The 11,582-nt window shown below is 64.3% G+C and carries 11 protein-coding genes; 3 read left to right on the top strand and 8 right to left on the bottom strand.

Going from position 1 to position 11,582, the window contains the following annotated elements; all coding sequences use genetic code 11:
- The first annotated feature begins 76 nt into the window (after positions 1 to 76).
- Genes ACWGCN_RS26000 through ACWGCN_RS25990 form a run of 3 tightly spaced genes read left to right on the top strand, consistent with a single transcriptional unit; the run spans position 77 to position 4,794 of the window.
- The gene (locus ACWGCN_RS26000; protein ID WP_452457873.1) at positions 77 to 1,054 is read left to right on the top strand and encodes an alpha/beta hydrolase; all 978 of its coding nucleotides are present in this window, start codon (positions 77 to 79) and stop codon (positions 1,052 to 1,054) included.
- On the top strand, positions 1,051 to 3,063 hold the full coding sequence (locus tag ACWGCN_RS25995; protein WP_452457872.1) for an oxidoreductase: 2,013 nt from the start codon (positions 1,051 to 1,053) through the stop codon (positions 3,061 to 3,063). Before ACWGCN_RS26000 ends, ACWGCN_RS25995 begins: the two co-directional genes overlap by 4 nt.
- A 27-nt stretch (positions 3,064 to 3,090) precedes the next feature.
- Positions 3,091 to 4,794 (top strand): aldehyde dehydrogenase family protein, encoded by a 1,704-nt coding sequence (locus ACWGCN_RS25990; protein ID WP_452457871.1) that lies wholly within the window; start codon positions 3,091 to 3,093, stop codon positions 4,792 to 4,794.
- A gap of 167 nt (positions 4,795 to 4,961) precedes the next feature.
- On the opposite strand, the gene ACWGCN_RS25985 is transcribed toward ACWGCN_RS25990, so the two are convergent.
- The 8 genes from ACWGCN_RS25985 to ACWGCN_RS25950 all read right to left on the bottom strand — a co-directional run bounded on the left by ACWGCN_RS25985 (position 4,962) and on the right by ACWGCN_RS25950 (position 11,466).
- On the bottom strand, positions 4,962 to 5,594 hold the full coding sequence (locus ACWGCN_RS25985) for a MerR family transcriptional regulator (RefSeq protein WP_452457870.1): 633 nt from the start codon (positions 5,592 to 5,594) through the stop codon (positions 4,962 to 4,964).
- 136 nt (positions 5,595 to 5,730) lie between these two features.
- Entirely contained in the window at positions 5,731 to 6,603 is an 873-nt protein-coding gene (locus ACWGCN_RS25980) for an aldo/keto reductase (protein ID WP_452457869.1), read from the bottom strand.
- 25 nt (positions 6,604 to 6,628) lie between these two features.
- Positions 6,629 to 7,957, bottom strand: a complete 1,329-nt coding sequence (locus ACWGCN_RS25975) for an aldehyde dehydrogenase family protein (RefSeq protein ID WP_452457868.1) — start codon at positions 7,955 to 7,957, stop codon at positions 6,629 to 6,631.
- Positions 7,954 to 8,271, bottom strand: coding sequence for a putative quinol monooxygenase (locus ACWGCN_RS25970; protein WP_452457867.1), 318 nt, complete (start codon positions 8,269 to 8,271; stop codon positions 7,954 to 7,956). Before ACWGCN_RS25970 ends, ACWGCN_RS25975 begins: the two co-directional genes overlap by 4 nt.
- A 29-nt stretch (positions 8,272 to 8,300) precedes the next feature.
- Entirely contained in the window at positions 8,301 to 9,122 is an 822-nt protein-coding gene (locus ACWGCN_RS25965) for an aldo/keto reductase (RefSeq protein ID WP_452457929.1), read from the bottom strand.
- A gap of 26 nt (positions 9,123 to 9,148) precedes the next feature.
- Positions 9,149 to 10,162 (bottom strand): NADP-dependent oxidoreductase, encoded by a 1,014-nt coding sequence (locus ACWGCN_RS25960; protein WP_452457866.1) that lies wholly within the window; start codon positions 10,160 to 10,162, stop codon positions 9,149 to 9,151.
- A 48-nt stretch (positions 10,163 to 10,210) separates the two neighbouring features.
- Positions 10,211 to 10,768, bottom strand: coding sequence for a TetR/AcrR family transcriptional regulator (locus tag ACWGCN_RS25955; RefSeq protein WP_452457865.1), 558 nt, complete (start codon positions 10,766 to 10,768; stop codon positions 10,211 to 10,213).
- 2 nt (positions 10,769 to 10,770) lie between these two features.
- Positions 10,771 to 11,466 (bottom strand): type 1 glutamine amidotransferase domain-containing protein, encoded by a 696-nt coding sequence (locus ACWGCN_RS25950; RefSeq protein ID WP_452457864.1) that lies wholly within the window; start codon positions 11,464 to 11,466, stop codon positions 10,771 to 10,773.
- Positions 11,467 to 11,582 lie beyond the last annotated feature (116 nt).

Genomic DNA, 11,582 nt, shown 5'->3' with positions numbered 1-11,582 from the left:
TCGGTGGGGCGCATCGACGCCGCTGCGCCCCACCCATCAACTGCACTGGAACTTCCAGCACTAGGAGACCGAGGACATGCCCACAATCGGTGAAAAACGTCGGAGTATCAGGCTCGCTGAGACCGCGCAGCCGACCGACGCACCGACGCACCGATCCGCGATCGTCAACCGCGTCCTGCGCCACATCGGGCGCCGGGTACTCGAATCCGGACCCGTCACTGCTGAGCAGTTGGTCCGCGTGCGGCGCACAGTGGGCCGCACCGAGCGGCTGGTATCAGCGCCGCGGTCTGTGGTGGTCACCCCCACCGGCACAGGGCCCGGACAGGGTGAATGGGTACGTCCGCACGGGATCGACACCGGCAAGATCGTGCTCTACTTCCACGGCGGTGGCTATTTCTTCGGCAGCCCCAAGCTCTACCGTGGTTTCGCCGCGCGGCTGGCGATCGCAACAGGTCGCGCGGTGTTCCTGGCCGTGTATCGGCTGGCTCCCGAGCACAATCCGGCCGATGCGCTCGACGACGCGCTCCACGCCTACGACGGCTTGCGCGCGCAGGGATACTCCCCCCGCGATATCGCCGTCGGCGGCGACTCTGCTGGTGGACACCTTGCGCTGACCCTCGTCCACGCCCTGAAGCGTCGCGGTGAGGAACTTCCCACCGCCGTCGTGGCGATCGCGCCGTGGATCGATCTGAGCTGTTCAGCCCAATCCCATCGGGTCAACGACTCGTCCGAATACCTGCTGCCCACAGCAAAATTGCCGGTCCTCGGCCGTCTGTTCACCGATGGACGACACCCGAACGAGCTGATTTTCGCGCCGCGCGACGGCGACTACAGCGGTTTCCCGCCACTGATGATCATCGCCAGCAGCACCGAAATCCTGCGCGACGACGCCAGGGAGCTGGCGGCCACCGCAGCTCGTGCCGGCGTCGATGTCGTACACCAGGAATGGAACGACCAAGTCCACGTCTTCCCGATCTTCGCCGACGTCATTCCGGAGGGCCGGGCCGCAATCGGTCACATCGCCGATTTCCTTTCGAACTGGAGCACCCGATGAACACCTCGAGCTACCCGCACATGCTCGCGCCGCTGGACCTGGGTTTCACCACCCTGCGCAATCGCGTCCTGATGGGGTCGATGCACGTCGGCCTCGAAGAGGCGCCAGACGGGTTCGCGCGGATGGCCGCCTTCTATGCCGAACGCGCACGCGGCGGAGTCGGACTGATCGTCACCGGCGGCATCGCCCCCAACGAGGCAGGCAGGCCCTACCCAGGCGGCGCGATGATGACTTCCGAGGCCGACGCCGCACCCCATCGTGCTGTCACGACCGCCGTCCACGCCGAAGGCGGCAAGATCGCAATGCAGATCCTGCATTTCGGCCGCTATGCCTACCATCCTGACCTGGTCGCGCCCAGCGCGCTGCAAGCACCGATCAGCCCGCACGTGCCCCGAGAGCTGACCGACGCCGAGATCGATCAAACCATCGCTGACTACGTACGTTGCGCCGTGCTGGCCCAGCAAGCCGGCTACGACGGAGTCGAGGTGATGGGATCGGAGGGCTACCTGATCAACGAATTCATCGCACGCCACACCAACCACCGAACAGATCGGTGGGGCGGATCCTACGAGAACCGGACCCGGTTCCCCGTCGAGATCGTGCGCCAGATCCGGGAAGCGGTGGGCGAGGAATTCATCATCGTCTACCGCTTGTCGATGCTCGACCTCGTGCCCGACGGGTCGACCTTCGACGAAGTAGTCGCGCTGGCCAAGACGATCGAAGCCGCTGGAGCGAGCATCATCAACACTGGCATCGGCTGGCACGAAGCACGCATTCCGACCATCGCCACCTCCGTGCCCCGCGGCGCCTACGCCTGGGTCACCAAACGAGTGATGGGTGCAGTCTCGGTGCCTCTGGTCACCAGCAACCGGATCAATACCCCGGACAAAGCCGAAGAACTGCTTGCACAGGGCTATGCCGACATGGTCTCCCTCGCCCGGCCGTTCTTGGCCGACCCCGAATTCGTGGCCAAAGCCGCGGCCGGGACCCCCGAAGCGATCAACACCTGCATCGGCTGCAACCAGGCCTGCCTCGATCACACCTTCTCGCTCAAGATCACGTCCTGCCTGGTCAACCCACGAGCCTGCCACGAAACCGAGCTCGAGCTGTCCCCCACACGCACGACCAAGACCGTCGCAGTTGTCGGAGCCGGCCCAGCCGGTCTGGCCTGCGCGGTCACCGCGGCAGAACGCGGCCATCGCGTCACGCTCTACGACGCCGCCGACTCCATAGGCGGCCAGCTCAATGTCGCCCGCAAAGTTCCCGGTAAACAGGAGTTCGACGAAACTCTGCGCTACTTCCGGTATCGCCTCGACGAGACGGGAGTGACCGTCCGCCTCGGTCTACGTGTCACTGCTGACGAACTGACCGGTTTCGACCAGGTAGTCGTGGCAACGGGCGTGACTCCGCGCGCACCAGAGATTCCCGGCATCGATCACCCGATGGTCCTCGGCTATCTCGATGTCCTCCGCGACAGCGCCCCAGTCGGCGAGCGAGTGGCGATCCTGGGTGCGGGAGGCATCGGATTCGATGTAGCCGAGTTCATCACCGAATCCGGCAGTCACGACATCCCCGGATTCCTCACACGCTGGGGAGTCGACGCCGCCTACACCGGTCCCGGCGGGCTGCTCGAGCCCCAGCATGACCGCGCGGCCCGCACAGTCACCCTGCTGCAGCGCAAGAAGTCCAAGGTCGGTGCAGGACTCGGCAAAACGACCGGGTGGATCCACCGCGCCGAACTGAAGAACCGCGGTGTCAGCACGGTCGCCGGCGCAACCTACAAACGAATCGACGACGACGGACTGCACCTCCAGATAGACGGCACTGCCCAGGTTCTGCCGGTCGACACCGTCATCGTCTGCACCGGCCAGGAACCCCAACGCGAGCTCTACGACGAGCTGATCGCACTCGGACACACTCCCCACCTGATCGGTGGGGCCGACCTCGCCGCCGAGCTCGACGCCAAACGCGCCATCGACCAGGGCACACGGCTGGCCGCCACCCTCTGATACCCCCACCCAGACAACGGAGCCGACATGGACCCGAACCAACGCCAAGACCTCGATTCCGCGATAGCCGACCTGAAAACGGGAACCAAGATATGGGCCGAAACCACCACTGCTGATCGGATCGAGCTGCTCCGGCAAGTACACGACACCACCGCCGCGCAGATGCGCGCATGGGCAGTCACCGCAGCCGCGATCAAGCTCCTCGAACCATCCTCCCCGCTGGTAGGCGAGGAATGGACTGCAGGGCCCTACGCTTTCCTCAACGGCCTCGACGCACTCACCTCGACCTTGGCCAAAATCCGGGCCGGTCACTCCCCCATCGCCGGAACCAAATTCGGGCGCGCGCCCGGCGGCCGACTGACTGTACAGGCCATGCCCGCAAGCGTTGCCGACCGAATCCTGTTCAGCGGCTTCACGGCTCGGGTATGGCTACAGCCGGGGATTTCCGAAAACGCAGCCCGAGCACACGCCGGCCTCGGCGCACGCACCCCGACCAGAGTTGGGGGCATCGGTCTGGTCCTCGGCGCGGGCAACATTACCTCGATCGCCCCACTGGATGTGCTCTACGAATTGATCGCCAACAACCGGGTCGTGCTACTGAAAACGAACCCGATCCTCGCGCGGCTCACACCGACGTTGACCGCAGCGCTGCGGCCACTGATCGAACACGGTGTACTGCGCATTGTCGATGGAGACGGCTCCGTCGGCGCCTATTTGGCGGGCCACCCCGACATCGCCCACATTCATGTCACCGGCAGCCTCGCCACCCACGACGCCATCGCGTTCGGGGCCGGGCCCGAAGGTGCGCAGCGCAAACGGTCGGGAGCAGCGGTACTGCGCAAGCCGATGAGCAGTGAGCTCGGCGGTGTCGCCCCGGTGATCGTGGTGCCGAGCAAGTGGAGCCGGGCCGATCTGCGGTTTCAAGCCGAGCACATCGCCACCCAGCGACTGCACACCGCAGGTCACACCTGCGTGTCGTCACAGGTACTGGTCCTGAGCTCGGACTGGCCGCAACGCGAGGCCTTCTTGGACGAGCTGCGGCGCGCCTTCGACGTGGCCGCGCCTCGCCCACCCTGGTATCCCGGGGCTGCCCAGCGGCTCGACGATCTCGCCGCCGACTCACCGGTGGTCGAACGTCATGGCGGCGACGGTCGGCGCCTGTTGATCGACCTCGACCACGGCGACCCCCTCGACTTCGAGCACACCGAAGCCTTCGCCAGTGCCCTCGGCATACGCACCCTTCCCGGAATCGGCGCCGAATTCCTCACCACCGCTGTCGATTTCGCCAACAATGAACTCATGGGCACCCTCGGCGCGGGCATTGTCATCCACCCTGCCACCGAACGCAAACTCGGTCGACATATCGATACATTCCTCGAACCGCTGCGATACGGCACCATCGGCATCAATGCCTGGAGCGCCGTCGGGTTCTTCACCCCGCGCGCCACCTGGGGTGCGTTCCCCGGGCACACGCTCGCCGACGCACAAAGCGGCATCGGGATCGTGCACAACGCCTTTCTACTCGACAACACTGAACGCACGGTCGTTCGCGGTCCGTTCCGCCGGTTTCCCCGCTCGGTCTTGCACGGTGAGGCGTCGCTGTCCCCGACGCCACCATGGTTCGTGACCGCTCGCAGCGCTGCCGTCACCGGGCGCCGCATCGCCGAATACACGGCCAGGCCATCGCTAGCACGGCTGATCGGGGTCGTCCTCTCAGCGATGCGTGCCTGAGAGGACTCGAGCCGAAACCGACCTCGCCCCACCGACACGGCCGCGAATTCTGCGTGAACACAACCGACTGACGTCTGCCACGTCCTACACACTGATACGGCTCCCTGCGACTGCGACAGGGAGCCGTATCGTTGACGTTGTCGAGTGTCTGAATCTGCGGCCAGATCTCAGAGGTTGCCGCATCGGTTCGCTTGCACACTCTGGTGAGCAATTTTCCGGATCGCCAGAAGCATTGCCTCACCGAGCACCGTCGTTATTACCGCGCTCTCGATCTGTTCGCTCCTACTGCCACGTGCGAAGACATAGTCGACGTCCTTTGCCGCAATCAGCTTCGAGGCTTTCGCATACTTGCCGATCGCCTCGTTGCCCCAGTCCTGGTAGCCCAACCGCCGCATCTGCACCACGACACCGACAACTCCGCTCATCGCGGTCGGCGCACATCGCCCATCCAAACCCTCACGCCCCAGCAGTTCTTCCACCTCGTCATGCGCGCTATGCCACTCGTCGTCATCGACGGAAACCGCCGTGTTGTGTGCCCACGTCAACGCCGCACGCAACGAAGCGCCCATCGAAAGATCTGGCCGGTCGACAGCGCCGAGCACCTCGGTCAACGTCGCAATCGACAACCCTCCTACCTCTGACAACGCCGCTATCAACCGCAACCGGTGCAAGTGAGTGCTGTTGTAGCTGGCCCGGTTGGACCTCGACAGCTCGCCGGGCGCCAACAGCCGTTCCCGTATGTAGTACTTGATAGTGGAGATGGATACGCCAGACCGGGCGCTCAATTCGCCGATTCGCATTTCCCTCGAGCCCCGCGTTCCATAGTGTCGTGTCGCTCTATCGGTCCTGCCGCGCACAGTGTCGACATCTCTGGTCGGCTCGGCAGGAACGACCTATCCGAGCACGCCAGCGATGTCGGTCACTCGTGGAGACGCGTCAGATCGCCTCGGCCAGTGCGGTGAATTCCGCACTGGTCAGCGCGATGTCAGCCGCCGCGAGGTTCTCCTCCAGATGTGCCGTCCTGGAAGTTCCTGGAATCGGAACCATGACCGGCGACCGCCGCAGCAACCAAGCCAGTGCCAGCTGCGCAGCAGTCGCACCGTGGGCGGACGCGGCGGCGGCGAGAGGACCACCCGGGCGGGCGAGTTCACCGGTGGCCATCGGGAACCACGGGATAAACGCAATATCGTTGTCCTCGGCGTACTCGAGCACATCTTCGGCGGAGCGGTTCGCGAGGTTGTACAGATTCTGCACGGAAACGACGTCGGCGATCTGGCGAGCTTCCCGAAGCTGGTCGACGGTAACCTCCGAGACTCCGATATGGCGGATCTTTCCCTCGGACTGTAATAGCAGGAGTTCGCCGAGTTGGTCGGCGAGGGGGACCGCTGGGTCGATACGGTGGAGTTGGTAGAGGTCGATGTGATCGACGTCGAGATTGCGCAGGCTCAGATGTAGCTGCTGACGCAGGTATTCCGGTCGGCCGACAGGTCGCCAATCGCCTGGTCCTGAGCGGGTCAGTCCGCCTTTGGTCGCGATCACCAGCTCATCAGCGTAGGGATGCAGGGCCTTTCGAATCAATCGCTCACTGACGAACGGTCCGTACGAGTCGGCGGTGTCGATGAACGTGACACCGAGCTCGACCGCGCGTCGTAGAACCCGCACGGCCTCGTCCGGGTCGGCGGGCTCACCCCACACCCCAGGGCCAGTGATCTGCATCGCGCCATACCCGAGCCGGTTGACCGGGAGATCGCCGCCGATCCGGAATATGCCGGATCGGTCAGCAGGTCGGGAGTCGAAATCTGTTGTCATGTGAGTTCCTTCTGGTCGGGCGTGCTCAGCGCAGCGGTACATCGAGACGGGCTTTGCGGTGGCTGAATGTCGCGAGCGAATACCAGCCGTGGTAGTTGCCCATTCCGCTGGCACCGACACCGCCGAACGGCAGGTCCGGGATGCGCAGATGGGCGATCGACAGACCGAAACCGATTCCACCGGAGGATGTTTCAGCATCGAGTCGCTGACGTACGGCGTCGTCTTCAGTGAAGCCGTACAGAGCCAGTGGTTTGTCGCGGGCATTGATGAAAGCGATAGCTTCGTCGAGGTCGGCTGTCTCGACGATCGGCAGCACCGGTCCGAATATCTCGTCTCGCATGACAGGATCGTGCGGATCGACATCGACGAGCACCGTCGGGGCAATGTAGAGATCCTGGCGATCGGTTTGTCCACCGAACGCGATGTGCCCCGAGGAGATCAGGGCGGCGACTCGGTCGAAGTGTCGTTCGTTGACGATCCGACCATAGGAGTCTGCCGATTGCGGATTGCGCCCGTAGCGGCGCTCGACAGCGACTTCGAGTGCCGAGGCAAGAGCTATGCTGGTCTCGCGGTCGGCGAGAACATAGTCCGGAGCTACACACGTCTGACCCGCGTTTCGGAACTTCGACTCGGCGAGGCGATCGGCCACAACACTCAGGTCGGTGCCGCGGTCCACGTAGGCCGGCGACTTTCCACCCAGTTCGAGGGTCACCGGAGTGAGATGTTCTGCCGCGGCGCGCATGACGATCCTGCCGACAGTGGCGTTGCCGGTGTAGAAGATGTGGTCGAAACGCTCTGCCAACAACGCAGTCGTCTCCTCCACACCAGCTTGCACCACGGTCACCGCATCCGGATCCAGGTATCGGGGCACCAACCGGCTGAGCAGGGCCGCGCTGTGGGTGGTGAGCTCACTCGGTTTCAGCAGCGCGGTATTACCTGCTGCCAGCGCGCCGATCAACGGAACAAGTTGTAGCTGGATCGGGTAGTTCCACGGCGCGATGATCAACACCGTGCCGAGGGGTTCGAGCCGGGTCGCTGCTGATGCGCCCAGGGGCAGGTGCACCAACGCTGCGGAATCGACGTCCTCAGGTGCCAGCCACCTTGCGAGTTCGGCCAACGTGTAGTCGATTTCGCGGATGGGATAGTCGATCTCGACGGCTTCGGCTTCTGCTCTGGGCTTGCGCAGATCCGCGTAGAGCGCTGTGAGGATGTCGTCGCGGTTTTCGGTGAACAGCGCACGCAGTCGGTTGAGCTGGTCGATGCGCCACTGCACCGGCTGGGTTCGTCCGCTGGCAAAGGTCGCTCGCAGGTGTGCGACCACTTGCGCGGCCGTGAGCGCGGTAGCTGCGTTCACAACAGCGACTCGGTTGCGGCGCTGATCTGCAGGTCGGTGCTGTAGATCACCTGAGAATCCGGCTCGACCAACTGGTCGGCGAGTGACCGCCAGCGCAGGTAGTGATCAGTCGTGCGGTGGGCCTCGGCGGCTGCGGCGTCGGTGTAGACCTCGTAGATTACGAACCGTTGGGGATCTGTGCGATCGGCGCAGACGTCGAAACGCACACATCCGGATTCGTCTCGCACGGAGCTGTGCGCGTTGGCGGCGATGGCGGTCGAGAATGCTTCTCGCGCGCCGGGCCTGATCTGTAAGGTGACGATCCGGCTGAACACGATGATTGCCCTTTCTTGCGGGGTGCGGCTCAGCTGAGCAGGTTGAAGGTGTCCGGATCAGGACCGATCCGGCCGCTGCTTCGATCCAGTCCACTGATCACCGCCAGGTCGTCGCTGTCGAGTTCGAAGCCGAAGACGTCGATGTTCTCGGCGATGCGTGACGGTGTCACCGATTTCGGGATCACGATGTTGCCGAGCTGGATGTGCCAGCGCAGCACGATCTGTGCGGGTGTCTTCGTATGCTTGCGCGCCAGGTCGATCAGTTGCGGTTGTCGCAGTAGCGATCCACCCTGGCCGAGCGGGCTCCATGCCTCGGTCACGATCCCCAACGATGCAGCCAGCTCACGCATCGCGCCCTGCGCGAAGTGTGGGTGTAGTTCGATTTGATTGATGGCGGGCACAATTGCGGTCTCCTGCACCAATCGTGTCAACGTCGTCGCGGTGAAGTTCGACACCCCGATAGCCCTTGCCCTGCCTTCGGCATAGATCTGTTCGAGCGCACGGTAGGTCTCGACGTAGCGGTCTTGGACCGGCGTGGGCCAGTGGATCAGGTAGAGATCGACGTAGTCGGTACCGAGTCGTTGCAGGCTCGCCTCGAACCCGCGCAACGTAGCGTCCCTGCCTTGATCGTCGTTCCACAGCTTGGTGGTGATGAAGACTTGATCTCGCGCAAGGCCGGAGTCCTTGACCGCACGGCCCACGCCTTGCTCGTTGTTGTAGATGCGCGCGGTGTCGATGTGCCGATACCCGGCCTCGAGCGCACGACGCACGGCCGTGTATGCCTGGTCGTCTTCGACCTGCCACACTCCGAATCCGAGCTGCGGGATGGCGACACCGTTGTTCAACGTGATCTGATTCATGGTCGCGTCCTGTCCGGTCAGGCGTAGTTCAGGTGGACGAGCATCTTTCCGGTGTTGGCGCCGCGCATCATGGCTCCGAACGCCTCCACCGCGTTCTCGAGACCCTCGACAACGGTCTCCTCAGCCACCAAGGACCCGTCGGACAGCCAGCCCGACGCCTGCTCGATGTAGTCGGGGGCGAGATGGGCGTGGTCGCCGACATTCATGCCCCGCAGGGTGATTCGTTTGCCGATCGCCAGCGCGAGATACTTGGGCCCGGGCCGCGGCTCGGTGTCGTTGTAGACCGAGATCGCACCACACAGTGCGATGCGCCCGAATCGGTTCATCTGCACGAGTGCGGCATCGAGGTGCTCGCCCCCAACGTTGTCGAAGTACAGGTCGATCCCCTCCGGTGCCGCCGCGGCGAGCTGCCCGACCAGATCGCCTGCGCGATAATCGATTCCGGCGTCGAAGCCGAACTCCTCGGTGAGTCTGCGGACCTTGTCCGGTCCGCCGGCCGAGCCGATCACCTTGGCCGCGCCCAGTTTGCGCGCCAGCTGCCCGGCCACCGATCCCACCGCCCCACCGGCTCCGGAAACGAACACGACATCGCCTTCACGCACGGGAGCGATCTCCTTCAACCCACCCCATGCCGTGAGCCCGGTCGTGCCGAGCACCCCGAGATAGGACTGGGCGGCTACGCGTTCGGCGTCGACGAGCTGTGCCTGTGTCGCGTCGACCAGCGCGTACTCGCGCCACCCGAGAAAGTGCGTCACCGTGGAACCGACACCGATAGCGTCGGTTCCGGACGCGACCACGGTGCCGACAGCGGTGCCGTCCATCACTTGTCCGAGTTCGAACTGCGGAATGTAGGACTCGCCTTCGTTCATCCGCCCCCGCATGTAGGGGTCCACCGATACGAACTCGTTGCGGACCACGATCTGGCCCGGTCCCGGATCTGGGACGGTCGTGGTTTCGAACCGGAAGTCCGACGGTGCCGGTTCGCCGGACGGACGAGCGATGAGATGCCATTCACGGCTGGAAAAAGACATGGAAAACCCTTCGATAGGCGACGTTTCGCCAAATTGGTTGAAGTAGAGCTACTGGCTGTTGTGCGTCTGCAGTAGCCCGGTGAGCAGCGCGGTCACCGCGGGATCGAACAATCGGCGCGGCTCGGTGCTCGATTCCAGACCGGCAACCAAGGCGATGCAGGCATCGGCGAGCAGGTCGGGAGAGTGTGGGGCGGCGGTATCTGCTGCGGTGAACAGTTCGATCAGCAGGTTGCGCAGATTGTCGGTGAATGCGGTGCAGATATCGCCGAACAGCCTGGCCCGCTGGTCCAGCAGTTCGGCACCGTGCGGTGACCCTGCGCGCAGGTCCAGGACCAGGTCGAACTTTGCGGCCAGTACGCCCCGGATACGTTCGGCGGCAGTGCCGTCCGCGGTGGCTGCGTCGGCGGCGCGAGCGAAGGCTTGGTCGTGCAGGCGCCCGGCGAGCTGTCGGACCGCATCGTCCTTGCTCCTGACGTACTGGTAGACCGCCGACCGGGAGACTCCCATTACCGAGGCGATATCGTCGACGGTTGTGCGTCGGGCACCGTAGCGGGCCAGGCACTCATAGGCGGCGTCGAGGACCTCGTCCAATCGGTCGGCGGCCATGATCAGGACAGCTTTTTCAGGAGCTCCTCGGCCACACCCGCGGAGGAGGCCGGGTTCTGGCCGGTGACCAGGTTGCGGTCGACCACCACGTTCGGCGTCCACGGCTCGGCTTCGGAGAAGTCGGCGCCGAACGCCACGAGCCGGTCCTGCAGCAGCCACTTGGCCTTGTCGGCGAGCCCGGCCTGGATCTCTTCCGCGTTGGTGAATCCGGTGAGGCGGTAACCGGTGAAGGCATTGACGCCATCAGCACGTGTCGCGGCCAGTAGCGCGGCAGGCGCGTGGCAGACGATTCCCAGGGGTTTGCCCGAGTCCAGGGTCGCGACGAGCAGGGCACCGGAAGTGGGGTCGACGGCAAGGTCTTCCATGGGTCCGTGACCACCGGGGTAGAACACCGCGTCGTAGTCGGCGAGCTGGGTGTCCTCCAGCTTGACCGGGTTGTTCAATTCCGCGCTGGCGGAGATGATGGCGGTCCTGTGGTCGGAGGTTTCCTGACCGCCGTTGACCTCGGGCGCCAAGCTGGCCTGATCCACCGTGGGAACGACGCCGCCGGGTGTGGCGACCACGATCTCGTGGCCGCCTTCTTTCAGAGTCTCGAAGGGAACGACGAACTCCTCGGCCCAGTAGCCGGTGGGGTGGCGTGTTCCATCGGCCAGGGTCCAGTAGTCGACACCGGTCATTACGAACAAGATCTTGGACATGGTCCGCCTTTCGTATGCGGTCGATTCAGCATTGAAATCGTCGAAGCTCGCGCTGCGAGTCCGCTGGGTGGATGTTCTGACATTCCACGCACGAACTGTCAGCGGCGACATCTCGA

Source organism: Nocardia sp. NPDC055050, from assembly GCF_053608345.1.
This window is presented reverse-complemented; position numbering and strand designations above follow the sequence as displayed.